Annotated in this window: 30 protein-coding genes; 19 read left to right on the top strand and 11 right to left on the bottom strand. The window is 67.9% G+C overall.

Annotated elements, in window-relative coordinates:
- Positions 1-6: 6 nt before the first annotated feature.
- The 12 genes from hisS (at position 7) to ACSQ9I_RS18095 (ending at position 12,008) form a co-directional block, all read left to right on the top strand.
- The gene (gene hisS, locus ACSQ9I_RS18150; RefSeq protein ID WP_436313989.1) at positions 7-1,317 is read left to right on the top strand and encodes a histidine--tRNA ligase; all 1,311 of its coding nucleotides are present in this window, start codon (positions 7-9) and stop codon (positions 1,315-1,317) included.
- Between the two features lie 6 nt (positions 1,318-1,323).
- Entirely contained in the window at positions 1,324-2,019 is a 696-nt protein-coding gene (locus ACSQ9I_RS18145; protein WP_436313988.1) for a YfgM family protein, read from the top strand.
- The gene (gene bamB, locus ACSQ9I_RS18140; RefSeq protein ID WP_436304481.1) at positions 2,016-3,158 is read left to right on the top strand and encodes an outer membrane protein assembly factor BamB; all 1,143 of its coding nucleotides are present in this window, start codon (positions 2,016-2,018) and stop codon (positions 3,156-3,158) included. The genes ACSQ9I_RS18145 and bamB overlap by 4 nt, the downstream gene beginning before the upstream one ends.
- Positions 3,159-3,176: 18 nt before the next feature.
- Positions 3,177-4,523: a ribosome biogenesis GTPase Der gene (der, locus tag ACSQ9I_RS18135; protein ID WP_436313987.1), complete on the top strand. Its 1,347-nt coding sequence runs from the start codon at positions 3,177-3,179 to the stop codon at positions 4,521-4,523.
- Positions 4,524-4,709: 186 nt separating this feature from the next.
- Positions 4,710-4,955 carry an RNA chaperone Hfq gene (gene hfq / locus ACSQ9I_RS18130; protein ID WP_093108079.1) on the top strand — a complete coding sequence of 82 codons (246 nt, stop codon included), beginning with the start codon at positions 4,710-4,712 and terminating at the stop codon, positions 4,953-4,955.
- Between the two features lie 54 nt (positions 4,956-5,009).
- A complete protein-coding gene (hflX, locus tag ACSQ9I_RS18125) occupies positions 5,010-6,179 on the top strand; it encodes a GTPase HflX (RefSeq protein WP_436313986.1) in 1,170 nt (389 codons plus the stop codon).
- 76 nt (positions 6,180-6,255) lie between these two features.
- The gene (gene hflK / locus ACSQ9I_RS18120) at positions 6,256-7,593 is read left to right on the top strand and encodes an FtsH protease activity modulator HflK (RefSeq protein ID WP_436304478.1); all 1,338 of its coding nucleotides are present in this window, start codon (positions 6,256-6,258) and stop codon (positions 7,591-7,593) included.
- Positions 7,594-7,603: 10 nt separating this feature from the next.
- Complete coding sequence (gene hflC / locus ACSQ9I_RS18115; RefSeq protein ID WP_093108073.1) at positions 7,604-8,503, top strand: protease modulator HflC; 900 nt, start codon at positions 7,604-7,606, stop codon at positions 8,501-8,503.
- Between the two features lie 94 nt (positions 8,504-8,597).
- Positions 8,598-8,786 carry a DUF2065 domain-containing protein gene (locus tag ACSQ9I_RS18110; protein ID WP_093108272.1) on the top strand — a complete coding sequence of 63 codons (189 nt, stop codon included), beginning with the start codon at positions 8,598-8,600 and terminating at the stop codon, positions 8,784-8,786.
- A 44-nt stretch (positions 8,787-8,830) separates the two neighbouring features.
- A complete protein-coding gene (locus tag ACSQ9I_RS18105) occupies positions 8,831-9,982 on the top strand; it encodes an ATP phosphoribosyltransferase regulatory subunit (RefSeq protein ID WP_436313985.1) in 1,152 nt (383 codons plus the stop codon).
- Positions 9,983-10,002: 20 nt separating this feature from the next.
- The gene (locus ACSQ9I_RS18100; protein ID WP_214697900.1) at positions 10,003-11,334 is read left to right on the top strand and encodes an adenylosuccinate synthase; all 1,332 of its coding nucleotides are present in this window, start codon (positions 10,003-10,005) and stop codon (positions 11,332-11,334) included.
- 149 nt (positions 11,335-11,483) lie between these two features.
- Positions 11,484-12,008, top strand: a complete 525-nt coding sequence (locus ACSQ9I_RS18095; RefSeq protein WP_436304475.1) for a phosphoribosyltransferase — start codon at positions 11,484-11,486, stop codon at positions 12,006-12,008.
- Positions 12,009-12,012: 4 nt separating this feature from the next.
- On the opposite strand, the gene ACSQ9I_RS18090 is transcribed toward ACSQ9I_RS18095, so the two are convergent.
- Positions 12,013-12,456, bottom strand: coding sequence for a VOC family protein (locus tag ACSQ9I_RS18090; protein ID WP_093108065.1), 444 nt, complete (start codon positions 12,454-12,456; stop codon positions 12,013-12,015).
- A 71-nt stretch (positions 12,457-12,527) separates the two neighbouring features.
- The gene (locus ACSQ9I_RS18085; protein ID WP_436313984.1) at positions 12,528-13,343 is read right to left on the bottom strand and encodes a helix-turn-helix domain-containing protein; all 816 of its coding nucleotides are present in this window, start codon (positions 13,341-13,343) and stop codon (positions 12,528-12,530) included.
- A 48-nt stretch (positions 13,344-13,391) separates the two neighbouring features.
- Between ACSQ9I_RS18085 and ACSQ9I_RS18080 the strand changes: the two genes are divergently transcribed.
- Positions 13,392-14,585, top strand: coding sequence for a PLP-dependent transferase (locus tag ACSQ9I_RS18080; protein ID WP_436313983.1), 1,194 nt, complete (start codon positions 13,392-13,394; stop codon positions 14,583-14,585).
- A 69-nt stretch (positions 14,586-14,654) separates the two neighbouring features.
- The gene (locus ACSQ9I_RS18075) at positions 14,655-14,858 is read left to right on the top strand and encodes a hypothetical protein (RefSeq protein ID WP_093108061.1); all 204 of its coding nucleotides are present in this window, start codon (positions 14,655-14,657) and stop codon (positions 14,856-14,858) included.
- Between the two features lie 77 nt (positions 14,859-14,935).
- Here the strand turns inward: ACSQ9I_RS18075 and ACSQ9I_RS18070 are convergent, their stop codons facing one another.
- The gene (locus ACSQ9I_RS18070) at positions 14,936-15,589 is read right to left on the bottom strand and encodes an arylesterase (RefSeq protein WP_436313982.1); all 654 of its coding nucleotides are present in this window, start codon (positions 15,587-15,589) and stop codon (positions 14,936-14,938) included.
- Positions 15,590-15,605: 16 nt separating this feature from the next.
- Between ACSQ9I_RS18070 and ACSQ9I_RS18065 the strand changes: the two genes are divergently transcribed.
- The gene (locus ACSQ9I_RS18065; RefSeq protein WP_436304470.1) at positions 15,606-16,307 is read left to right on the top strand and encodes an ABC transporter ATP-binding protein; all 702 of its coding nucleotides are present in this window, start codon (positions 15,606-15,608) and stop codon (positions 16,305-16,307) included.
- A 21-nt stretch (positions 16,308-16,328) separates the two neighbouring features.
- Entirely contained in the window at positions 16,329-17,081 is a 753-nt protein-coding gene (rlmB, locus tag ACSQ9I_RS18060) for a 23S rRNA (guanosine(2251)-2'-O)-methyltransferase RlmB (RefSeq protein WP_436313981.1), read from the top strand.
- Between the two features lie 14 nt (positions 17,082-17,095).
- Here the strand turns inward: rlmB and ACSQ9I_RS18055 are convergent, their stop codons facing one another.
- The 7 genes from ACSQ9I_RS18055 to ACSQ9I_RS18025 all read right to left on the bottom strand — a co-directional run bounded on the left by ACSQ9I_RS18055 (position 17,096) and on the right by ACSQ9I_RS18025 (position 20,940).
- On the bottom strand, positions 17,096-17,407 hold the full coding sequence (locus tag ACSQ9I_RS18055) for a hypothetical protein (RefSeq protein ID WP_436292757.1): 312 nt from the start codon (positions 17,405-17,407) through the stop codon (positions 17,096-17,098).
- A gap of 63 nt (positions 17,408-17,470) precedes the next feature.
- On the bottom strand, positions 17,471-17,851 hold the full coding sequence (locus ACSQ9I_RS18050) for an Hsp20/alpha crystallin family protein (protein ID WP_436313980.1): 381 nt from the start codon (positions 17,849-17,851) through the stop codon (positions 17,471-17,473).
- Between the two features lie 14 nt (positions 17,852-17,865).
- On the bottom strand, positions 17,866-18,303 hold the full coding sequence (locus ACSQ9I_RS18045; RefSeq protein WP_436313979.1) for an Hsp20/alpha crystallin family protein: 438 nt from the start codon (positions 18,301-18,303) through the stop codon (positions 17,866-17,868).
- Positions 18,304-18,425: 122 nt separating this feature from the next.
- Positions 18,426-18,596: a SoxR reducing system RseC family protein gene (locus ACSQ9I_RS18040; protein ID WP_139191699.1), complete on the bottom strand. Its 171-nt coding sequence runs from the start codon at positions 18,594-18,596 to the stop codon at positions 18,426-18,428.
- A gap of 91 nt (positions 18,597-18,687) precedes the next feature.
- A complete protein-coding gene (locus ACSQ9I_RS18035; protein ID WP_436313978.1) occupies positions 18,688-19,653 on the bottom strand; it encodes an aldo/keto reductase in 966 nt (321 codons plus the stop codon).
- A gap of 20 nt (positions 19,654-19,673) precedes the next feature.
- Positions 19,674-20,273, bottom strand: coding sequence for a chromate transporter (locus ACSQ9I_RS18030; RefSeq protein ID WP_436313977.1), 600 nt, complete (start codon positions 20,271-20,273; stop codon positions 19,674-19,676).
- A gap of 79 nt (positions 20,274-20,352) precedes the next feature.
- A complete protein-coding gene (locus ACSQ9I_RS18025; RefSeq protein ID WP_436313976.1) occupies positions 20,353-20,940 on the bottom strand; it encodes a chromate transporter in 588 nt (195 codons plus the stop codon).
- Positions 20,941-21,017: 77 nt separating this feature from the next.
- Between ACSQ9I_RS18025 and ACSQ9I_RS18020 the strand changes: the two genes are divergently transcribed.
- Positions 21,018-21,908 (top strand): YihY/virulence factor BrkB family protein, encoded by an 891-nt coding sequence (locus tag ACSQ9I_RS18020; RefSeq protein WP_436313975.1) that lies wholly within the window; start codon positions 21,018-21,020, stop codon positions 21,906-21,908.
- Here ACSQ9I_RS18020 and ACSQ9I_RS18015 read toward each other — a convergent pair.
- The gene (locus tag ACSQ9I_RS18015) at positions 21,905-22,450 is read right to left on the bottom strand and encodes a DUF924 family protein (RefSeq protein WP_436313974.1); all 546 of its coding nucleotides are present in this window, start codon (positions 22,448-22,450) and stop codon (positions 21,905-21,907) included. The genes ACSQ9I_RS18020 and ACSQ9I_RS18015 overlap by 4 nt on opposite strands.
- Positions 22,451-22,555: 105 nt before the next feature.
- Here ACSQ9I_RS18015 and ACSQ9I_RS18010 point away from each other — a divergent pair, with 105 nt between their 5' ends.
- Positions 22,556-23,005 carry a CHRD domain-containing protein gene (locus ACSQ9I_RS18010; RefSeq protein ID WP_436313973.1) on the top strand — a complete coding sequence of 150 codons (450 nt, stop codon included), beginning with the start codon at positions 22,556-22,558 and terminating at the stop codon, positions 23,003-23,005.
- 44 nt (positions 23,006-23,049) lie between these two features.
- Entirely contained in the window at positions 23,050-24,249 is a 1,200-nt protein-coding gene (locus ACSQ9I_RS18005; RefSeq protein WP_093108037.1) for a patatin-like phospholipase family protein, read from the top strand.
- The last annotated feature ends 47 nt before the right edge of the window (positions 24,250-24,296 follow it).

Genomic DNA, 24,296 nt, shown 5'->3' with positions numbered 1-24,296 from the left:
CAAGCAATGGCTGAAAAACTCAATGCCGTCAAAGGCATGAACGACATATTGCCGCCCGAATCGGCGCGCTGGGAGTGGCTCGAGGCCACCGTGCGCGAGCTGATGGCGCGCTATGCCTACCGCAACGTCCGCACGCCGATCCTGGAGCACACGGCGCTCTTCGTGCGCGGCATCGGCGAGGTCACGGACATCGTCGAGAAGGAGATGTACTCCTTCCACGACCGCTCGGACAAGTACGGCGACAACGACCACCTGACGCTGCGCCCCGAGAACACCGCCGGCATCGTACGCGCCGCGATCGAGCACAACATGCTCTACGACGGCGGCAAGCGCCTGTGGGCCATCGGCCAGATGTTCCGGCGCGAGAAGCCGCAGCGCGGGCGCTTCCGCCAGTTCCACCAGATCGACGTCGAGGCGCTGGGTTTCGCCGGGCCGGACGTCGATGCCGAACTGATCCTGTTGGCCAGCGGGCTGTGGAAGGCCATCGGCCTGACCGACGTGCGCCTGGAAATCAACAGCCTGGGCCAGCCGGCCGAGCGCGCCCAGCACCGTGCCCAGCTCATCGCGCACTTCGACGCGCACGCCGACCAGCTCGACGAGGATGCCAGGCGCCGCCTGCACAGCAATCCGCTGCGCATCCTAGACACCAAGAATCCGGCGATGAAGGCGGTGGTGGAGTCGGCGCCGAAGCTGATCGACTTTCTCGGCGCCGAGTCGCTGGCGCACTTCGAGGGGCTGAAGGCCATTCTCGACGCCAACGACATCGCCTACACCATCAACCCGCGCCTGGTGCGCGGCCTCGACTATTACAACCTCAGCGTCTTCGAATTCGTGACCGACCGGCTCGGCTCGCAGGGGACGGTGTGCGCTGGCGGGCGCTATGACGGCCTGTTCGAGCAGCTCGGCGGCAAGCCCGCGCCGGCGGTGGGCTGGGCGATCGGCGTGGAGCGTGTGCTCGAGTTGCTGAAGGAGCAGGGGACCGCGGTTCCCGTTTCGACCCCCGATGCCTATGCGGTGGTGCCGGATGCGGCGGCGATGCCGGTCGCGCTGCGCACGCTGCAGCAACTGCGCGATGCCGGCGTGCGCGTGCAGATGCACGCGGCCACCGCCGACGGCCTCGGCAGCTTCAAGTCGCAGTTCAAGAAGGCCGACGCCAGCGGCGCCGCGCACGCACTGGTCTTCGGCGCCGACGAACTCGCGCGCGGCGAGGTCACGGTCAAGGCGCTGCGCGACGGCAGCGGGGCGCAGATCGCCCGCCCGCTGGCCGAGCTGCCCGCCTGGGCCGCCACCCTACAATCCCCGGCTCCCAACAACTGACAGCGCATGGCAACCCATCTCGACCTCGAAGAACAGGAACAGCTCGACCAGCTCCGGCATTTCTGGAACACCTACGGCACGCTGATCACCTGGTTCGTGCTGCTGGCGGCCGGCGCCTTCATGGCGTGGAACGGCTGGCAGTATTTCCAACGCGACAAGGCGGCGCGCGCTTCGGTGCTCTATGACGAGATCGAACGCAGCGCGCAGGCAGGCGACGTGGCTCGCATCGAGCGCGCGCTGGCCGACATGAAGGAGAAGTTCGCCGGCACCGCCTACGCCCAGCAGGCCGGCCTGCTGGCGGCCAAGACCTTGAACGAGAAGGGCAATGCCGACGCCTCGCGCACAGCGCTCGCGTGGGTGGCCGAGCATGCCGTCGATCCGGGCTACCAGGCCGTCGCCAAGCTGCGCCTGGCCGCCGAACTGCTCGAAGCCAAGTCCTACGACGAGGCGCTCAAACAACTTTCGGGCAACGTTCCCAAGGAGTTCGAAGCGCTGGTGGCCGACCGCAAGGGCGACATCCACCTGGCGCAGGGCAAGCGCGACGAGGCCAAGGCCGAGTACCAGAAGGCCTGGACCGCCTTCGCGCCCGGCACCGACTACCGCCGCCTGGTCGAGATCAAGCTCAACGCCGTCGGCGTCGACCCGAAGAGCCTGGCACCGGCCGCTGCCGGCACCGCCACCCCTGCCAAGACCACACCATGAATTTCAAGCGTTTCGTGACTCCTGCATTCATCCTGCGCGCTGGTGCGGCCGCGGTCGTGGTCGCCGCGCTCGCGGCCTGCTCGGGCACGCCCAGGCCCAAGCCCGCGGAACTGTCGGCCAACCCGGCACTCCTGGGCGTTCGCCAGGCCTGGAGCGTGCGCATTCCGGCGGTGAGCTTCCCGCTGGCGACCAACGTGAGCGGCGACATGGTGGCGGTGGCCGCCACCGACGGCACGGTGGTCATGATCGATGCGCGTTCGGGGCAGGAATCGTGGCGTGCCAGTGCCGGTGCGCCGCTGGTGGCCGGCGTGGGCAGCGATGGATCGCTGGTTGCCGTCGTCACCGCCAACAACGACTTGGTCGCCATGCAAAGCGGCAAGGTGCTGTGGAAGCAGCGGCTCACGGCCCAGGCGTACACCGCGCCGCTGGTGGCCGGCCGTCGCGTCTTCGTGCAGGCTGCCGACCGCAGCACCAGCGCCTGGGATGGCCAGAGCGGTCGTCGCCTTTGGGCACAGCAGCGCACCGCCGAAAACCTGGTGCTGAAGAGGCCCGGGGTGCTGATCGCCGTGGGCGACACCCTGGTGAGCGGTATCGGCGGCCGGCTCGCCGGCATCAATCCGGCCAACGGCATTTCGCGCTGGGAATCGCCGATCGCCGCACCGCGCGGCACGAACGACGTCGAGCGCCTGGTCGACCTGACCGGCAGCGTGAGCCGTGTCGGCGATGTCGTCTGCGCGCGCGCCTACTATGCGAGCGTCGGCTGTGTGGACACCTCGCGCGGCGCGCTGCTCTGGAGCAAGCCCGCCACGGGCGCGGACGGCGTGAGCGGCGACGACCGCTTCGTCTACGGCACCGAGGAAAACGGCAATGTGGTGGCCTGGCGCCGCGCCGACGGCGAGCGCGCCTGGCAGATCGAGAGTTTCAAGTACCGCACCCTGACCGCGCCGCTCGCGGTCGGCCGCTCGCTGGTCATCGGCGACAGCACCGGCCTCGTGCATCTGATCTCGCGCGAGGACGGCGCGCCGCTGAACCGCCTCACCCCCGATGGCTCGGCCATCGCCGCGACGCCGGTGCTTTCCGGCAACACGGTCGTGGTCGTCACCCGCAATGGCGGCGTGTTCGGCTATCGGCCTGAATAATCGATCGAGAGCCCGACCATGAAACCGGTCATTGCGCTGGTCGGGCGTCCCAACGTCGGCAAGTCGACGCTGTTCAATCGCCTCACCCAGACGCGCGACGCCATCGTCGCCGACTTAGCAGGCCTCACGCGCGATCGCCACTACGGCAACGGCCGCCAGGGCAAGCACGAGTTCATCGTGATCGACACCGGCGGCTTCGAGCCCGACGCGGGCAGCGGCATCTTCAAGGAGATGGCCAAGCAGACGCGCCAGGCCGTGGCCGAGGCCGACGTGGTGATCTTCGTGGTCGATGCGCGCGAGGGAATCTCGGCGCAGGACCACGACATCGCCAATGAACTGCGCCGGCTGGGCAAGCCCTGCGTGCTGGTGGCCAACAAGGCCGAAGGCATGCAGGATGGCGCGAAGCTGGTCGACTTCTACGAACTCGGCTTCGGCGAGGTGCACGGCATCTCGGCGGCGCACGGGCAAGGCATCCGCAGCCTGGTCGAACTCGCGCTCGAGCCGCTCGGGCTGCCCGATCCCGACGAGGAGGCCGAAGAGGAAGAGGCCAACAACAAGCCGATCAAGCTGGCGGTCGCGGGCCGCCCCAACGTCGGCAAGTCGACCCTGATCAACACCTGGCTCGGCGAGGAGCGCCTGGTCGCCTTCGACCTGCCCGGCACCACGCGCGACGCGATCGCCGTGCCCTTCGAGCGCAACGGCCAGCGTTTCGAGCTGATCGACACCGCGGGACTGCGCCGCAAGGGCAGGGTGTTCGAGGCGATCGAGAAGTTCTCGGTGGTCAAGACCCTGCAGGCGATCGAATCGGCCAACGTGGTCCTGCTGCTGCTCGACGCCACGCAGGGCGTGACCGATCAGGACGCCCATATCGCGGGCTACATCCTCGAAAGCGGGCGCGCGGTGGTGATCGCGATCAACAAGTGGGACGCGATCGATAGCTACCAGCGCGAGCAGATCCAGCGCCAGATCGAGACCCGGCTGCCCTTCCTCAAGTTCGCCGCGCTGCACTTCATTTCCGCCATCAAGCGCCAGGGGCTGGGGCCGGTCTGGCAGGCCATCGCCCAGGCTCACAAGTCGGCCACCCGCAAGATGTCCACGCCGGTGCTCACGCGGCTGCTGATGGAGGCGGTGCAGTTCCAGGCGCCCAAGAAGTCCGGCATGTTCCGGCCCAAGCTGCGCTACGCCCACCAGGGCGGCATGAACCCGCCGGTGATCGTCATCCACGGCAACTCGCTGGAACACGTCACCGACGCCTACAAGCGCTTTCTCGAGGGGCGCTTCCGCAAGGAATTCGACCTTGTCGGCACGCCCTTGCGCATCGAGCTCAAGACCTCGCACAATCCGTACGCAGACAAGGAGGGCTGAAGACCCCGTGCCCCCCGGATGGGGCGCTTGGCCTCCATTGACCACCGTTGAGCGATGCCGGCGCCCGAAGTTCCCGCTTTTAGGTGCCGTTATTTTTGGAAGGCTATTCGGGTTTCGTGCTGCAGTGCGGAAGTGCTGTGGTAAGGTGACCGGTTCCAACAACTACTCTTGAACACGGAGAATATCGTGAGCAATAAAGGGCAACTCCTACAAGACCCCTTCCTGAACACCTTGCGTCGCGAGCACGTGCCGGTTTCGATTTATCTGGTCAACGGCATCAAGCTGCAAGGTCAGATCGAGTCGTTTGACCAGTACGTCGTGTTGCTTCGCAATACGGTGACCCAGATGGTCTACAAGCACGCCATCTCCACCATCGTGCCGGGTCGGGCCGTCAACTTCTCGGCTGCCGAGAACGACGAAGCAGCCGCCTGATCGGCACGGAGCGCGGCGGCTCGCCCGCCGCGCTTTCTTCCAATTTGATTCCGCTTGTCTGAACTGATTTCCCGGGAAGAGGGCGCCGTCGTACTCGTCGGTGTCGATTTCGGGTTGCCCCATTTCGACGGCGAACTCGAGGAACTCGGCCTGCTCGCGCAGACCGCAGGCCTCGAGCCGGTCGCGCGCCTGGTGTGCAAACGCAAGGCGCCCGATGCGGCGCTGTTCGTCGGTAGCGGCAAGGCCGACGAAATCCGCGAGCTGGCCGATCTGCATCGCGCGAGCGAAGTGGTCTTCGACCAGGCGCTGAGCCCGGCGCAGCAGCGCAACCTCGAGCGCCAGCTCGGGGTGGCGGTGTACGACCGCACTTTCCTGATCCTCGAAATCTTCGCCCAGCGCGCACGTTCGCACGAGGGCAAGTTGCAGGTAGAACTGGCGCGGCTGCAGTATCTCAGCACGCGGCTGGTGCGGCGCTGGTCTCACCTGGAGCGCCAGCGCGGCGGCATCGGCACGCGCGGCGGCCCGGGCGAAACGCAGATCGAACTCGACCGCCGGATGATCGGCGAGTCCATCAAGCGCACGCGCGAACGACTCGCCAAGGTGCATCGCCAGCGTGGCACCCAGCGCCGCCAGCGCGAGCGGCGCGACACCTTCAACATCTCGCTGGTCGGCTACACCAACGCCGGCAAGTCCTCGCTGTTCAATGCGCTGGTGAAGGCGCGCGCCTATGCGGCCGACCAGCTGTTCGCGACGCTGGATACCACCACGCGGCACCTGTACCTGGGCGATGCTCGCCGCAAGGTGTCGATCTCCGACACCGTGGGTTTCATTCGCGAGCTGCCTCACGGCCTGATCGATGCCTTCAAGGCCACCTTGCAGGAGGCGGTCGATGCTGACTTGCTGCTGCATGTGGTGGACGCTTCCAACCCCCACCATCCCGAGCAGATGGCCGAGGTGCAGGCAGTGCTCAAGGAAATCGGCGCCGACACGGTGCCGCAGCTCCTGGTGTTCAACAAGCTCGACGCACTTGAAAGTACGCAACACCCCCTGCATCTGCGCGACGAGATCGACGTCGATGGCGTGCAGATGCTTCGCGTCTTCCTGAGCGCCCACACCGGCGAGGGGGTTCCGGCGCTCCGCGCCGAACTCGCGCAACGGTCGCAGTCGATGAACGAGGCCATGACCCCAGAGTACGACACCGAATTGCACGATGCCGCCAACTGATTGGCACAATCCCCCCTCACTGACGAGAGAACAGAACCGAATGAATGCAAAGCCAGTGTGGAGACGATTTCAGGGCATGTTCAACCTGAACGACGGACGATGGGGCCGGGGCGATGAGCCCTCCTCGAATGGCGACCGTCCGAATGCGAACCGCCCCGACGACGAGCCGACGCCTCCGCCCGGCAACAACAATCGCCCGCGCGGCCAGGGCCCGAACCAGGGGCCGCCGGACCTCGACGAACTCTGGCGCGACTTCAACCGCAAGCTCGGCGGCCTGTTCGGCGGCCGCGGCAATGGCAACGGCGGGCGCCCGAACGGCGGCAACGGCGGTGGCCTCAAGCCCGACATGAAGAATGCGGGCGTCGGCCTGGGCCTGGTCGCCGCGGTGGCCGTGCTGATCTGGCTGGGCACCGGCTTCTTCATCGTCAACGAAGGCCAGCAGGCCGTGATCACGCAGTTCGGCCGCTACAAGGCAACCGTGGGCGCCGGCTTCAACTGGCGGCTGCCTTACCCGATCCAGCGCCACGAGCTCGTGGTCGTGACCCAGATCCGCTCCACCGACGTGGGGCGCGACACCATCGTGCGTTCCACCGGCCTGCGCGAATCGGCCATGCTGACCGAAGACGAGAACATCGTCGAGATCAAGTTCGCCGTGCAGTACCGCCTGAGCGATGCGCGCGCCTATCTCTACGAGAGCAAGACACCGGCCGACACCGTGGTGCAGGTCGCCGAAACGGCGGTGCGCGAAGTGGTCGGCAAGATGAAGATGGACGCGGCCCTCGCCGAGGAACGCGACCAGATCGCGCCGCGCGTGCGCGCCCTGATGCAGACCATCCTGGACCGCTACAAGGTCGGCGTCGAGGTCGTCGGCATCAACCTGCAGCAGGGCGGCGTGCGCCCGCCGGAGCAGGTGCAGGCCTCCTTCGACGACGTGCTCAAGGCCGGGCAGGAACGCGAACGCACCAAGAACGAAGCGCAGGCCTATGCCAACGACGTGGTGCCGCGTGCCACCGGTACCGCTTCGCGCCTGAAGGAGGAATCCGAGGCCTACAAGGCGCGGATCATCGCGCAGGCACAGGGCGATGCCCAGCGCTTCGCCTCGGTGCTGACCGAATACCAGAAGGCGCCGCAGGTCACCCGCGACCGCATGTACACCGACGCCATGCAGCAGATCTACGCCAGCACCACCAAGGTGCTGGTCGACTCCAAGCAGGGTTCGAACCTGCTGTACCTGCCGCTCGACAAGCTGGTGCAGATGAGCGGCCAGAGCGCCGCCGGCACTCCGGTCGACGGCGCCAGTCCCAACGTCGCCGGCACCGCGCCGCCGCAGTCGTCCGTGATTCCGGTCGTACCGCCTTCATCCGGCGACGCGCGTGCGCGCGACGGCCGCTCGCGTGACCGCGACGTGCGCTGAGGAAACACTCATGAACAGAATCGGATTCATCGCATCGTCGATCCTCGTGGTGCTCGCGCTCCTGAGCTCCACGCTCTTCGTGGTCGACCAGCGCCAGTTCGGCATCGTCTACGCCCTTGGTCAGATCAAGGAAGTGATCACCGAGCCGGGCCTGAACTTCAAGCTGCCGCCGCCGTTCCAGAACGTGTCGTACATCGACAAGCGCCTGCTCACGCTGTCCAGCCTCGACCCCGAGCCCATGCTCACGGCGGAGAAGCAGCGCGTGGTGGTCGACTGGTACGTGCGCTGGCGCATCACCAACCCCTCGGAGTACATCCGCAACGTCGGCCTGGACGAGAACGCTGGCGCCATGCAGCTCAACCGCGTGGTGCGCAACGCCTTCCAGGAAAACGTCAACAAGCGCACCGTGCGCGACCTGATCTCGGTGCGCCGCGAGGCCCTGATGGCCGACGTCCAGCGCGAAGTGCTGGCCGTGGTGAAGGGCGCCAAGCCCTGGGGCGTGGACATCATCGACGTGCGGATCACGCGGGTCGACTACGTCGAGGCGATCACCGAATCGGTCTACCGCCGCATGGAGGCCGAGCGCAAGCGCGTGGCCAACGAGCTGCGCTCGACCGGCTTCGCTGAAGGCGAAAAGATCCGTGCCGATGCCGACCGCCAGCGCGAGGTGATCGTGGCCAATGCGTACCGCGACGCGCAGAAGATCAAGGGCGAGGGCGATGCCAGCGCGGCATCTGCCTACGCCGGCGCCTTCGGCCGCGATCCGCAGTTCGCACAGTTCTATCGCAGCCTGGACGCCTACAAGCAGAGCTTCAACAAGAAGAGCGACGTGATGGTGCTGGACCCTTCGTCGGACTTCTTCCGCGCGATGCAGGGGTCGGGCGCGGCCGCGGCTGCTCCTCGTCGATAACCGTGACTGCCCCCCGGCTTGCCACTTCGTGTGCTTCGCCACCCCCCGAGGGGGAGGCTCGGCCGCCTTGGGGCGGCCTGGCGGCGACCTAGGCGTGAGCGCAGAAACCTTCTGGAGCGCACTGGCGCTCGTGCTGGTGATCGAAGGCCTCCTGCCCTTCTTTTCGCCGGGCAGCTGGCGGCGCGGCTTCAGCCAGCTCTTGCAGCTGCGCGACGGGCAGCTGCGCTTCTTCGGCCTGTGCAGCATCCTGCTGGGCCTCTTCCTGCTCTGGATTCTGGGGTGACCCGGGGCCGGTAGAATCCCGGTTTAACCACGCCCCCGATCCCCATGTCCGCCTGGGTCCTCCCGGATCACATTGCCGATGTGCTGCCTTCCGAGGCGCGCCACATCGAAGAACTTCGACGCCAGCTGCTCGATACCGCCCGTGGCTATGGCTACGAGCTGGTGATGCCGCCTCTGCTGGAGCACCTGGAATCCCTTCTTTCCGGCACCGGAGAGGCGCTCGACCTGCAGACCTTCAAGCTGGTCGACCAGCTGTCCGGGCGCAGCATGGGCCTGCGCGCCGACACCACGCCGCAGGTCGCGCGCATCGACGCGCACCTGCTCAACCGCCGCGGCGTGGCGCGGCTCTGCTACTGCGGCCCGGTGGTGCACACCCGGCCCGACCGCCCGCACGCGACGCGCGAGCCGCTCCAGTTCGGCGCCGAGATCTACGGCCATGCGGGGCTCGAAGCCGATACCGAGGTCCTGCGCCTCGGGCTCGATTGCCTGCACGCAGCCGGCGTGCAGGGCCCGGTCATCGTCGACCTGGCCGATGCGCGCATCGTGCGCGCGCTGTTCGCCGGCGTGCCGGTCGATGCGGCGGCCATCGCGCGCGTGCATGCGGCACTGGCGGCCAAGGACACGAGCACCCTGCGCGAACTCACGGAGGGCTTTCCCGCAGCGTCGCGCGAAGGTCTGCTCGCGCTCGTGCAGCTCTACGGCGATGCCGCGGTACTCGACGAGGCAGATCGCGTGCTCCCGGCCTCGGCCGGCGTGCGCGCAGCGCTGTCGGACCTGAAGCAGCTGGCGAGCCGGCTCGACGGCGCCCGCGTCAGCTTCGACCTGGCCGACCTGCGCGGCTACGCCTACTACAGCGGCATGCGCTTCGGCATCTACACCGACGGCGCCAGCGACGCGCTGGTGCGCGGCGGCCGCTACGACGAGGTGGGCGCCGTGTTCGGCCGCAACCGCCCGGCGGTCGGCTTCAGCCTCGACGTGCGCGAGCTGGTCGGCGTGCTGCCGGCGCGGCCGCTGCGGGCCGCGATCCGCGCGCCCTGGAGCGATGCCGCGGGCCTCGGCAAGACCATCGCCGAACTGCGCAGCCAGGGCGAGACCGTGGTCTGCGTGCTGCCCGGCCACGAAAGCGAAATCGACGAATTCCACTGCGACCGCGAGCTCGTCGAGCGCGACGGGCAGTGGCGCGTGCAAGCCATCTGAATCTTCTTAAGCGGAACATCATGAGCGTTACCACCGGACGAAACGTGGTCGTCGTCGGCACCCAATGGGGCGACGAGGGCAAGGGCAAACTGGTCGACTGGCTGACCGAGAGCGCGCAGGGCGTCGTGCGCTTCCAGGGCGGCCACAACGCGGGCCACACGCTGGTCATCAACGGCGTCAAGACCGCGCTGCACCTGATCCCGAGCGGCATCATGCGCCCCGGCGTCAAGTGCTACATCGGCAACGGCGTGGTGCTCTCGGCGGCCAAGCTGTTCGAGGAGATCGAAGGGCTGGAAAAGGCCGGCGTCGAGGTGCGATCGCGCCTGCGCATCAGCGAAGCCTGCCCGCTGATCCTGCCTTTCCATGCGGCGCTCGACATCGCGCGCGAGACCTACCGCGAGAAGGGCGGCGTCGAGAAGATCGGCACCACCGGCCGCGGCATCGGCCCGGCCTACGAGGACAAGATCGCGCGCCGCGCGCTGCGCGTGCAGGACCTGAAGCATCCCGAGCGCTTCGCCGCCAAGCTGCGCGTGCTGCTCGACCTGCACAACCACGTGCTGACGCAAGTGCTGAGCGCGCCCGCGATCGAGTTCGATGCCGTCTACGACGAGGCGATGCGCCATGCCGAGCTGCTCAAGCCCATGATGGCCGACGTCTCGCGCGAGCTCAACGACGCGCACCGCGCCGGCGCCAACCTGCTGTTCGAAGGAGCGCAGGGCACCTTGCTCGACGTCGACCACGGCACCTATCCCTATGTGACCTCCAGCAACTGCGTGGCGGGCAATGCGGCCGCCGGCTCGGGCGTCGGTCCGGGCATGCTGCACTACGTGCTCGGGATCACCAAGGCCTACTGCACGCGCGTCGGCGGCGGGCCCTTCCCGACCGAGCTCGACTGGGCGACGCCGGGCACCGTCGGCTACCACCTGAGCACGGTCGGCGCCGAGAAGGGCGTGACCACCGGCCGAAGCCGCCGCTGCGGCTGGTTCGACGCGGCGCTGCTCAAGCGCTCGGCGCAGGTCAACGGCCTGAGCGGCCTGTGCATCACCAAGCTCGACGTGCTCGACGGCCTCGAGGAGTTGCAGCTGTGCACCGGCTACCAGCTCGACGGCGAGTACACCGACATCCTGCCGATGGGCGCCGACGAAATCGAGCGCTGCACGCCGGTCTACGAGAAGCTCGAGGGTTGGAGCGAGAGCACGGTGGGTATCACCCAGTACGACAAGCTGCCGGTCAACGCGAGGCTCTACCTGCAGCGCATCGAGCAGGTCACGGGCGTGCCGATTCACATGGTGTCGACCAGCCCGGACCGCGATCACACGATCATGATGCGCCACCCCTATCTCGCCGACTGAATGACGCACACCCCCAGGCTGCGCGCACTTCGTGTCGCTCCGCCAACCCTCTTGCAGGGGGCAACACCAGCGGGCTGGCAAAGCCGATTGCGCGGTGTTTCCCGCGAAGACATCGAGACCCCTACCGAAGCAATGATGGAGAAGAGCGCATGTTGACCGAAGACGGCAAACACCTTTACGTGAGCTACGACGAGTACCACAACCTGATCGAGAAGCTCGCGATCAAGGTGCACCAGTCCGGCTGGGAGTTCGACACCATCCTGTGCCTGGCGCGCGGCGGCATGCGGCCGGGCGATGTGCTGTCGCGCATCTTCGACAAGCCGCTGGCGATCATGTCCACCAGCTCCTACCGCGCCGATGCCGGCACGATCCAGGGCCACCTGGACATCGCGCGCTACATCACCACGCCCAAGGGCGAGATCGCCGGCAAGGTGCTCTTGGTCGACGACCTCGCCGACTCGGGCTACACGCTGCATGCCGTGGTGGACATGCTCAGGACCAAGTACCCGCCGATCACCGAGCTGCGCAGCGCCGTGATCTGGACCAAGGCCTTGTCGACCTTCACGCCGGACTATTCGGTCGAGTTCCTGCAGACCAACCCATGGATCCATCAGCCTTTCGAAGGCTATGACTCGATGGGCGCGGAAAAGCTGCTGGAGAAGTGGTCCGTCTAAGGGCTCAGTCCGCTTTCAGCATCGCGGTGTAGCGCCGCTGCATCTCGTCGGTCGATACCTCCTCGATGCTGTGGCCGACGTTCCAGCGATGTCCGAAGGGATCGCGGAACGAGCCGGAGCGCTCGCCGTAGAACTGGTCCTGTATCGGGATCTCGAGCGTGGCGCCGGCCTTCAGCGCGCGCTCGATCACGGCGTCTGCATCGTCCACGTGCAGGTGGATGGTGACGGCGGTGGCGCCGATCGCCTTGGCGCCAAGGATGCCGTACTCCGGAAACTCGTCGCTGAGCATCAGCGTCGCGCCGTCGAAGTCGAGCTCGGCATGGCCGATGCGGCCGCCGGGCTCGGTCAGCCTGAACTTCTCGCGCGCGCCGAACACCTCGCCGTAGTAGGCGATCGCCGCCGCGGTGTCGTTCACGCAGAGGTAGGCAAACAGTTCGTGGGTGGCCATCGGAGTCTCCTGTGGGGTCTGGTCGCGATTCTGCGCATGCCGCACGCTGCCCGTCTTGAAGGAAATTGACCTCAGGCCCGCACGTGATTCGGCGAAGCGGGCGCGGCTCGGGCATAGGCCTGCGGCGTCATGCCGGTGATCTCAAGGAAGTCGCGGTTGAAATGGGGCTGGTCACTGTAGCCGGCCTGCAGGGCGAGGTCGACCCAGGGCAGGGTGCGCGCGCCGGTCCATGCGGCCATCACGCACTGGAAGCGCAGCACCCGTTCCAGGCGCTTGGGCGGGAGCCCGGCAGCGTCCCGGAACAGCGAGATGAAACGCCGGTGGCTGTAGCCGCTGGCTGCTACCAGTTCGCCGATGGGCGCGCCGCCGCCGAGCCGGGCCAGGGCCTGCGCGATGGCGGGGTGCATGGCTTGCGGGCGGGACCGCAGGCGCTCGGTCAGCAGGGCCTCGAAGACTTCCAGTTGCGCTTCGAGGGCGCCGGCCGCATGAATGCGTTCGAGGGCATGCGCGGCCGCTGTGCCCCAGAGCGCATCGAGCGGCGTGTGGCGTTCGGCCAGTTCATGAGCGGGCAGGCCGAACAGCGCGCGGGCCGCGCCGGGCCGCAGCTGCGCACCCACAGAATGCGTCGCGACCGACACGTCGCGCGCGTAGAAGGCCGAACGCGCGCCGCCCACGATCGCATAGCCCACCGTGTAACCAGTGCGGTCCTCGGCATCGGCGAACAGCCGCAGCGGCGGGCCGGAGAGCCGGAACACCAGGTGCATGTCGCCGGTCGGCAGCACGTGTTCGCGCAGCGGCGTGTTCGACACCGTGGCGGCAGGCACCATCGCCCACATCGATCGGACGTAAGGCCGCAGCCAGGAGGCGGGAGCGCGCGTCAGCAGCATCGGGCCATTGTCCGGCACCCGGCTTTTCGCGTCGACTAGCATGGCGGCATGCGAAAGCCCATCACCGACCTGATCCACCATCCCTACACCCCGCCCGCGAAATTCGCCGCGCCCCAGCCCGGCGTGTTCAAGGCTTCCACCGTGTTCTTCGCCGACGTCGCTGCGATGCGCGCGCGCGACTGGAAGACCAAGGCCGGCTACACCTACGGCCTGCACGGCACGCCGACCACCTTCACGCTCGAGGAGCGGCTCGCCACGCTGGAAGGCGGCACCGAATGCCTGCTCGCGCCCAGCGGGCTGGCAGCCATCGCGCTGGTGGCCTTTGCCTTCCTGAAAACCGGCGACGAGGTGCTGATCCCCGACAACGCCTACGGCCCGAACAAGGCGCTGTGCAACGGCGAGCTGGCCAACTTCGGCATCACCCACAGGCTGTATGACGCGATGAATCCGGCCGACCTCGCGGCCAAGCTGTCGGACCGCACCAGGCTGGTCTGGGTCGAGGCCGCGGGTTCGGTCACGATGGAATTCCCGGACCTGCCGGCGCTCGTGGGCGCCTGCCGCGCGCGCGGCGTGATCACGGCGCTCGACAACACCTGGGGCGCCGGTCTCGCCTTTGCGCCCTTCGATTTCAACGGCAGCGGGCAGGGCGTCGACATCTCGGTCCAGGCGCTCACCAAGTACCCCAGCGGCGGCGGCGACTTGCTGATGGGCAGCGTCATCACCCGCGACGAGCGGCTGCACCGCGCGCTCAAGTTGAGCCACATGCGCATGGGCTTGGGCATCGGCGTCGGCGATGTCGAGACGCTGCTGCGTTCGCTGCCGAGCATCGCGCTGCGCTACCAGGCGCACGACCGCAGCGCGCGCGAACTCGCCATGTGGCTCGACGGCCGTGCAGAGATCGCGCAGGTGCTGCATCCGGCGCTCGAGGGCTCGCCGGGCCATGCGCACTGGCTGCGGCTGTGCGGCGCGAGCGACCTCGCGGCCGGCCTGTTCTCGGTGGTGTTCGATGCCCGCTACAGCGCCGAGCAGGTCGATCGTTTCTGTGACAGCCTGAAACTTTTTCGGCTTGGTTATTCCTGGGGCGGGCCGATCAGCCTGGTCGTGCCCTACGACATCGGCCTCATGCGCGATGCCAGCGTTGCGCGCTGGCCGCACAAGGGCACGCTGGTGCGCTTTTCAGTCGGGCTGGAGGACGTTGACGACCTGCGCGCCGACCTCGAACAGGCCCTCGCGGCCCTCTGAAGCGCGCCGGTTATCGCGTACAGTCGGACACGTGCAGTCATCGTGACTGCCTCGCCTCAAGGAGAAGCAGTGGCAACACCCAATTACGGCTACGAGAAGCGCCAGAAGGAGTTGGCCAAGAAAAAGAAGAAGGAAGACAAGCTGCGGGAAAAGGCCGCCCGCAAGCTCAGCCCGAGCAGCGAAGGCCTGGCCCAGGGCGATCCGGAAACCGATGTGGCCTCGCTGGAGCACGATCCGCCCACCATTCCGAATCTGCCGACCAAGAACGGCTGATCCGTTCGACCCGGATTCACGGTACCCACGAAAAAGCCGCCGCGGGCAGGGCCTGCGGCGGCTTTTTCCTTTTCGGGTCACATGCCGGCGAGCAGCTTGCGCAACGCCGGCCACACGTTGTCCAGCATGCGCGGCTGGGCCGCGGCCGTCGGATGGATGCGGTCAGCCTGGAACAGGCCCGCCGCGTCGGGGCCGTCCGCCACGCCCTTCAGCAGAAAGGGCACCAGCGGCGACTTGGTGCTGCCCGCCACCTTGGTAAAGACCGCGTCGAAGCGCCGCGTGTAATCACGGCCGTAGTTGGGAGGCACCTGGATGCCGACGATCAGCACCTGCGCGCCGGCGGCCTGCGCCGCCTTGGTCATCTGCGTCAGGTTGTCTTCGGTGCTGGCGAGCGGCAGGCCGCGCAGCGCGTCGTTGGCGCCCAATTCCAGCACCATGTGCGTCGGCTTGTGCTGCGCGAGCAGGCCCGCCAGCCGGGCGCGGCCGCCGGCCGTGGTGTCGCCGCTGATGCTGGCATTGATCACGGTAGCGGCGATCTTCTGTTCGGCCAGCCGCTTCTCCAGCAGCGGGACCCAGCCCTCGCCGCGCTTGAGGCCGTATTCGGCGGAAAGCGAGTCGCCGACAACGAGAATCACGGGCTTCTTGCCGGCCGCTGGCTGGGCCTGGGCATGGAGCCATGACCCCGCACTGCCGGCGAGCGCACCGGTCAAGATAAAGTGACGTCGATTCACCACGCGAAACCTTTCAATGTCCAGTACCCGATCCGAAGCAATTGTTGCCGTCGAACATGTTTTCAAGTCAGTCACCGACTCCGCCGGCACGCTGGACATTCTGCAGGACATCGACTTCACGCTGGGCGCCCGGGAGACGGCCGCCATCGTCGGCGCTTCGGGCTCGGGCAAGAGCACGCTGCTGTCGATCGTCGCTGGCCTCGACACACCCACCCGCGGCACGGTGAGGCTCGCGGGCGAAGACCTGTTCGCGATCGACGAGGACGAGCGCGCCGCGCTGCGCGCCCGCAAGGTCGGCTTCGTGTTCCAGAGCTTCCAGCTGCTCGGCAACCTGAGCGCGCTCGAGAACGTGATGCTGCCGCTCGAACTGGCCGACCGCCGCGACGCACGCAAGGCCGCCACCGAGATGCTCGGCCGCGTCGGCCTCGGCCAGCGCCTGCGCCACTATCCCAAGGTGCTTTCGGGCGGCGAGCAGCAGCGCGTGGCGCTGGCCCGCGCCTTCGTCGTGCAGCCGGCGCTGCTCCTGGCCGACGAGCCCACCGGCAGTCTCGACTTCGCGACCGGCGAGCAGGTGATGCGGCTGATGTTCGACCTCAACCGCGAGCTCGGCACCACGCTCGTGCTCGTGACGCACGACCGCGGCATCGCCGCGCAGTGCGAGCGCCGCATCACGATCGAGGCCGGACGCGTGGTCCCCGGGGACGAAAACGGGGTCTGAACCCGGCTCGATAATCCCCGCATGTCTTCCCCCAAAGTGATCTTCGGCTTCCATGCCGTGGGCGTGCGCATCAAGACCGCGCCCAAATCGGTGATCGAGGTGCTGTTCGATGCCAGCCGGCGCGATGCGCGCATGCGGCAGTTCGTCGCCCGGGCCCAGGAGGCCGGCGTGCGGCTGGTCGAGGCCGACGGCCTGCGCCTGTCCAAGCTCAGCGGCAGCCACGGCCACCAGGGCGTGGCTGCGCGCGTGGAGCCGATTCCGCAGACCCACTCGCTCGACGAGCTGCTCGAAGGCCTCGAGGCGGCCGGCACGGTGCCCTTGCTGCTGGTGCTCGACGGCGTCACCGACCCGCACAACCTGGGTGCCTGCCTGCGGGTGGCCGACGGCGCGGGCGCGCACGCGGTGATCGCCCCCAAGGACCATGCGGCCGGCATCAACGCCACCGTGGCCAAGGTGGCGAGCGGCGCGGCCGAGACGGTGCCGTACTTCATGGTGACCAACCTCGCGCGCACGCTGGGCGAACTCAAGGAACGCAACATCTGGTGTGTCGGCACCAGCGACGACGCGCCGGGCACGCTCTACCAGAGCGACCTGAGGCGCCCGCTCGCGCTGGTGCTGGGCGCCGAGGGCGAGGGCATGCGGCAGCTCACGCGCAAGACCTGCGACGCGCTGGTGAGCATTCCGATGGCCGGCGCGGTAGAGAGCCTCAATGTCTCGGTCGCGAGCGGGGTGTGCCTCTACGAAGCGATGCGGCAGCGCAGCCTCGCGGCTTAGGGCCTGTTCAGGCCCTAAAGGCTGACGAAGCCGGTGTTGCCGGTGTGGTCGCGGGAACTCCAGTCGTCGACCCAATCCCTGGCCTTGCGTTCCAAGGCGTCGCAGGCCTGCGCGTCGTCCTCAAAGCGGCCCGACAGCGCAACGCGGCACAGGTGGGCTCCTTCTCGCCACAGATCGGCATGTCCGGCCGTCTGACCATCGACCCCCAGGGCACTCAGGCAGACGCGAATCTCCCAGTCCGCATAGACGAAGCGTTTGACTTCGCCGTCTTCATTCATGATTTCCTCGCTCAAGGTCTTTTTGTTCCGATGGCCGAATTGATCCATGCGGAAGCTTAAACCTTCCGCATGGGCCTACTTTGCTTTGACCGCCGGGGGCGGTCCGAGCGCTCAGGCTACCTTGATGTCGATGCGCCGCGGCTGCGCCTGTTCCACCTTGGGGATGCGCAGCGTCAGTACGCCGTTGGCCAGCTCGGCCGAGACCTTCTCGGTGTCGAGCTCCTTGCTCAGCGTGAAGACGCGGTGGAAGCGCGCGAGGCCGACCTCGGCGTGGCTCGATTGCAGGCCTTCGGGGACGGCCAGGTCCGACTCGGCGTCGATGGTGAGCGTGTCGGACTCCACCTGGAGCCGCAGCTTGTCCTTGGAGACGCCGGGCAGATCGGCATAGAGCGTGATGCCGGTGCTGTCCTCCACCACGTCCACCGGCGGCGTGAGCGCCGCCTCGCCGTAGCCCGCCTTGTCCTTGCGGGCGAGGGTGTCAAGCTCGTTCATGGCAAGTGCTCCTTTCATTGGATGGCGATGCGACGGGGCTGCGCGGAAGCGCGCCGCTGGATCGTGATGTGCAAGATGCCGTCGCGGTACTTGGCGTCGACGGCGTCGGGGTCTGCGTCTTCCGGCAGCGTGAGAACGCGGCGGAAGCTGCCCGCAAAACGCTCGTGGATGTGCACGGTGGAAGGCGAGTCGTCTTCCGGCAGCAACGACTTGCGCTCGCCGGCAATGGTCAGCAAGCCACGGTCGAGCTGGACCTCGAGCGTGGCCGGATCAATGCCGGGGGCGAAGGCGTAGATTTCTACCGTTTGCGGCGTGCCGCCGACGTTCAGGGCCGGGAAACCGCCGCGGCCCAAACCTCGGATGCTCGGAGACAGATCGAAGGCCTGCTGCATTTCGCGTTGCAGGCGCTCCATCTCGGCGAACAGATCGCGTGGGAACAGGGATCGATACATGGCGAAACCTCCATTTGGCTGAAGAGACAAACGGAGCGCCGGAGACGCCTCCGGCGCTTCCGGTCAAGGAGGTAGGACCGGCCCGCGCGGATTTCAAGAGGCGGGGCAGCGCTAAAAAAAGCTCAGGAAGGATCCTTGCTGCGCGTGCGCCCCACGGCGGTGAAGATGCCGATGCCGAGCAGGATGAGCGCGCCGATGCCGATGTAGAGCGTCGGCACGCCGGCCACCGAGGCGCCCCAGGCCACGCCGGCCAGGAAGATCAGAAAACCGATCAGGTAGAGCGCAAAGGACATGGTTCTCTCTCCGATGTTTGGATCGAGCCAGTGTGTCCGGGGAATCGGCCAGGCACGGCGGCTGGTGCCGCCAATGCGTGTGGGAGGGTGCCTACCGCGCCGCGGTCTCGGCGCTCGCGGCGTCGAGCGCGGCGATGGTTTCGGCATCGAGCGCAAGGCTGGCCGCGGCCACCAACTCGTCGAGCTGCTTCTGCGAAGTGGCGCTCGCGATGGGTGCCGTGATGGAGGGGCGCGCGATCTGCCAGGCGATCGCGACCTGGCCCGGCGTCGCGCCATGCGCATTGGCCGCCGCATCGAGCGCGGCCAGGATGCGCAGGCCGCGTGGGTTGAGGTACTTCTTCGTGGTGTTCGCGCCGCGCGCGCTCTTGGCGGCGTCGGCCTCGCTGCGGTACTTGCCCGTGAGGAAGCCGGCCGCGAGCGCGTAGAAGTTGATCACGCCGACGCCGCGTTCGAGGCACAGCGGTTCCAGCGCGTCCTCGAACATCGCGCGGTCGTAGAGGTTGTAGAGCGGCTGCAGGCTCTCGTAGCGCGGCAGGCCTTCGCGCTCGGCGACCTCGAGCGCGTCCGCCAGCCGCGGCGCGCTGTAGTTCGAGGCGCCGATGGCGCGCACCTTGCCGGCCTTGATCAGGTCGGCGAAGGCGCCGAGCGTGTCGGCCAGCGGCGTCTCGGCATCGTCGTCGTGCGACTGGTAGAGGTCGATGTGATCGGTCTTGAGGCGCTTGAGCGACGCATCGACCGCCGCGCGGATGTAGGCCGGCGAAAGCCCCTTCTTGCCTTCGCCCATCGGCTTGCCGACCTTGGTCGCGAGCACCACGCGGTTGCGCTTGCCGGTCTGGCGCAGCCACTTGCCGATGATGGTTTCCGATTCGCCGCCGCTGTGGCCCGGCACCCAGCTCGAGTAGACGTCGGCGGTGTCGACAAAGTTGAAGCCGGCGTCGAGCCAGGCATCGAGCAGCCGGAACGAGAGCGCCTCGTCGACGGTCCAGCCGAAGACGTTGCCGCCGAAGGCGAGCGGCGAGACCTGGAGGCCGGAGCGGCCGAGGGGGCGAAGTTGCATGGGATGCTTTCCTTGAAGACTCAGACGAAGCCCAGCGCGCCCAGCAGCGCCCCGGCACCGAGCAGCCAGAGCAGATGGATGCGGGTGCGCCAGACGATAAATGCTGCCACGCCGGTCAGCAGCCAGAGGTGCCAGGCGGGCGCACCGCCGCCATGGTTACCGGCGGCGAGCACCCAGCCGGTCGCGATCAGCAGGCCCACCACCACCGGCGCCATGCCCTGCTTGAAGGCGCGCACCTCGCGCCGCGTGCGGTTGCGATGGCCCCAGCGCGTCGCGACGTAGGTCAGCGTGGTGCTCGGCAGCATGATGCCGACCATCGTGACCGCGAGCCCGAGCAGGCCGAGCCCCCAGGCCTGCGGGCCGGCACCGATGCCGCCGCCGGCATTGAGGCCCACGTTCCACCCCATCAACGCAACGAAGAGCACGTTGGGCCCCGGCGCGGCCTGCGCGATCGCGACCGAGGAGCTGAACTGCGCGTCGGTCAGCCAGCCGTGCTGGGCGACCAGGTAGCGGTGCATGTCGGGCACGGTGGTGATGGCGCCGCTGATCGAGAGCAGCGAGAGCAGCAGGTACTGGCCGAAAAGGGCCAGCCAGTCGTGCCAGTGCATGGCAATGGTCATGTGGCCCCTACGCTCGGCACTGGCGTGTGCTCGCTGCCCCCCGAGGGGGCTCTCGCATCTTGGGGCGGCCCGGCGATGCTCATGGTCCGATCTTTCGCCAGGTCCACACGCAGGCTACGCCGCCCACCGCCAGCAGCACCCATCCGAGCGGAATGCGCGCGAACGCGATGGCAGCGAAGACCAGGGCCACGAAGCCCAGGCAGGCGCCGAAGCCGAGCGGATGCCGGCGCAGCGCCGGGATCAGCTTGATACCGGTGGCGGCGATCAGCCCGCCGGCCACCGCCCCCATGCCGCGCAAGGCGCCGGCGACCTGCGGGTTGCCGGCGTAGTGGGCGTAGAGCACGGCCAGCGCGAGGATCACGACCAGCGGCACCGTCAGCATGCCAGCCACCGCGGCCACGGCGCCGCGCAGGCCGAAGTAGCGGTCGCCGATCATCAGCGCCAGGTTGATCACGTTCGGCCCCGGCAGCACCTGGGCGACTGCCCAGTCCTCGAGGAATTCGTCGGCCGTGAGCCAGCGCTTCTTCTCGACCATCTCGCGCTGCACGATCGCGAGCACGCCGCCGAAGCCCTGCAATGCGAGCCAGGTGAACGAAACGAAGAGGTCGCGGGTGGATCGGGGTTGCGGGCGGTCGGGTGCCGCCGCATCGGTAGGGGCCGGGTGCATCGCGCTCGATTATCGGGGCAGGTCGGGCGGGCCGTTTGCCGACACGCCGGCGCTGCGCATGCTGCGACACTCGCGCCATGCAGCCGCGCGAACTCTTCGATCTCTGCAAGGAGGCCCTCATGTCCTGGAAGGCCGACTACGCGCCGAGCATGGGCGCGGCACTGGCCTACTACACGGTGTTCTCGGTGGCGCCCCTGCTGCTGATCGTGATCTCGGTGGCCGGCCTGGTGTTCGGCCAGGAAGCGGCGCGCGGCGAGATCATGACGCAGCTCTCGGGCCTCATGGGCGAGCAGGGCGCGCGGGCGGTGCAGGGCATGCTGGAGGCCGTCAACAAGCCGAAGGAAGGCATCGTCGCCACCGTGATCGGCATCGCCTTGCTGGTGATCGGCGCGACCACGGTGTTCGGCGAACTGCAGGATGCGCTCGACCGCATCTGGCGCGCCCCTGCGCGCGACGAGAGCAGCGGTCTCCTGAGCCTGCTGCGGGTGCGCCTGCTGTCCTTCGGCATGATCATGGGGATTGGCTTCCTGCTGATGGTGTCGCTGGTGGCCAGCGCGGCGCTGGCGGCGCTCAGCAAGTGGTGGGCACCGGTCTTCGGCGGCTGGGCGACGCTCGCGCAGGCGGTCAACTTCGTCTTCAGCTTCGCGATGGTGACGGTCGGCTTCGCGATGATCTACAAGATCATGCCGCGCGTGCGCGTGCAATGGCGCGACGTGTGGGTGGGGGCCGCGGTCACGGCGCTGCTGTTCACCGTGGGCAAGCACCTGATCGGCCTGTACATCGGCAAGAGCAGCGTGGCCTCGGGCTACGGCGCCGCGGGTTCGCTGGTGGTGGTGCTGGTGTGGGTCTACTACTCGGCGCAGATCTTCCTCTTGGGCGCCGAGTTCACCTGGGTCTACGCGCACAAGTACGGATCGCTGCACGACGTCGCGCGACCGGGCGCGCCTTCCTCGCCGACGCGCGCCTAGCCGGCGAAGCCGCCCTCATCGAGGAACGCCTGCTCCTCCGGCGTGGTCTCGCGGCCCAGCGCCTTGTTGCGATGGGGAAAGTGGCCGAAGCGCGCAATGATGTCCCGGTGCAGCACCGCGTAGCGCTGCGTGTTGGCATCGAGCGCGGCATTCAGCTCGACGGAGCGCTCCTGGTCCTGGAGCGATTCGGAATGCATGAAGGGCAGGTAGAAGAAGGGCCGCAGCGCGGCTTCGACCTGCCGGTCCAGGCCGGCCTCGATCGCCGTACCCGCGATGGCGCGCGCCTTGCCGTCGGTGGCAAACATGTGAGCGCTGTTGCGCCACGCGTTGCGCGGGAACTGGTCGAGCAGCACCATGAGGGCGAGCGCGCCTTCGGCATCGGCCGCCCAGGCGTCGAGCGCGCCGATGGCGGCGGCATGGTGGGCGGCTTCGAAGCGCGACTTGAATTCGGCATCGAAGGCCTCGTCCTTGGCGAACCAGCGCTTCGGTCCGGCCTCGGTCCAGAAGGTCGCGACATCGTGGGCTGTAGGCAGGGATTTCATGGGCTCGATGATGCCATCGGGTGCCCCGAAGTCGGGCTCGTGGCCGACACGCTGCCCGCCGGGCGCTGTCTATGCTGGGTGCTCTTGAAACTGACGGAGATCGCAATGAACAAATATGGGACCCTCTTGCGCATGGCCCTCGTGGCTGGCGTCGCGACCGCGGCACTCGCGGGCTGCGGAATGATGTCGAAGTCCAACACGGCGAGCTTCAGCGGCAGCATGAATGCGGCCAGCCAGGTGCCCCCCAACATGACGCGCGGCAGCGGCCTGGCCGAGGCCTGGCTGAACAAGGACACCAATGTCCTCAAGTACAAGATCGTCTATACCGGCTTGAGCGGTCCGGCCACCGCGGCGCACTTCCACGGTCCGGCCGCCGCCGGCGACAATGCCGGCATCGTGCTGCCCTTCGCGAGTCCGGCCAGCCCGATCGAGGGCCAGGCCACGCTGACGCCGGCCCAGGCCGCCGACCTCATGGCCGGCAAGTGGTACGCCAACATCCACACGGCGGCCAATCCTGGCGGCGAAATCCGCGGGCAGATGCTGCCGAAGATGTAGCCCTGCGAGCCGCGGCGGCGGTGCGCATGGTGTCAAATTGATCCATGCCCGCCGCCAAAAAACCGAACTCGCATCCTTCCACCCCTCGCGTCGACATCACGACCGCCAAGAAAGCCCTGGTGCTCCAGGGCGGCGGCGCGCTGGGCGCCTACCAGGCCGGCGTGTACGCCGGCGTGTTCGAGAAGCACAAAGAGCTCGACTGGGTGGCCGGCGTGTCGATCGGCGCGGTCAATGCCGCGCTGATCGCCGGCAACGCGCCCGAGCTGCGCGTCGCCCGCCTGCGCGAGTTCTGGGATCTCGTCTCATCGGGCCCGGCCCAGCGCCTGCCGCCGGGCTGGGGCGACCGCGCGCTCTTCAACCAGTGGAGCGCCACCTCCGCCGCGGTATTCGGCGTGCCGGGCTTCTTCACGCCGCGCCGCAGCCCGGCGCTGCTGCTCGGCGGCGCGGCGCCGGTGCTGAGCTACTACGACACCGCGCCCTTGAAGTCCACGCTCGAGCGGCTGGTGGATTTCGACCGCCTCAACGACGACGAGATCCGCTTCAGCGTGGGCGCGGTCAACGTGCGCAGCGGCAACTCGGTCTATTTCGACAACAAGAAGCAGCGCATCGGCCCCGAGCACATCATGGCCAGCGGCGCCTTGCCGCCCGGCTTTGCGCCGGTGCACATCGAGGGTGAGGACTACTGGGACGGCGGCATCGTTTCCAACACGCCCCTGCAGTACGTGCTCGACACGCATCCGCGCAGCGAGCCGTTGATGGTGCTGCAGGTCGACCTGTTCAGCGCCCGCGGCATCATGCCGCGCACGCTGGCCGAGACCCTGGAGCGGCAGAAGGACATTACCTACTCGAGCCGCACGCGCATGAACACCGACGCCATGGCCTCGAACATGAACCTGCAGCAGGCGGTGGCCGACCTGATCGCCAGGCTGCCCGCCGCGCTGCGCAAGGACGCCAGCGTCGCCGCCGTGTGCGCCCAGCTGACGCACCAGCCGATCGAGATCGTGCACCTGATCTACCGCGACAAGCCCTACGAGCTCGACTCCAAGGATTACGAGTTCTCGCGCGCCTCGGTCGACGAGCACTGGGAGTCCGGCCTGCGCGACATCTGCAACACGCTGGAGCATCCGGAACTGCTGCAGAGCGCTTCGCAGGTCAACGGCGTGACCACCTTCGACCTGGCCCAGCCCAGCGCGCCGCGCGTTCGCCATCCGATGCGGGTGCCGGCCATTCCGGCGGGTCGCTGAGGGCACTGGTCAGCTTCATTCAAGACTTCGGGCGCAGGCTGCGTCAC

This window comes from Variovorax sp. LjRoot84 (assembly GCF_964254305.1).
In the GTDB taxonomy this organism is placed as follows: Bacteria; Pseudomonadota; Gammaproteobacteria; order Burkholderiales; family Burkholderiaceae_C; genus Variovorax.
The sequence above is the reverse complement of the archived record's forward strand: the minus strand, read 5'-3'. Positions and strand labels throughout refer to the sequence as shown.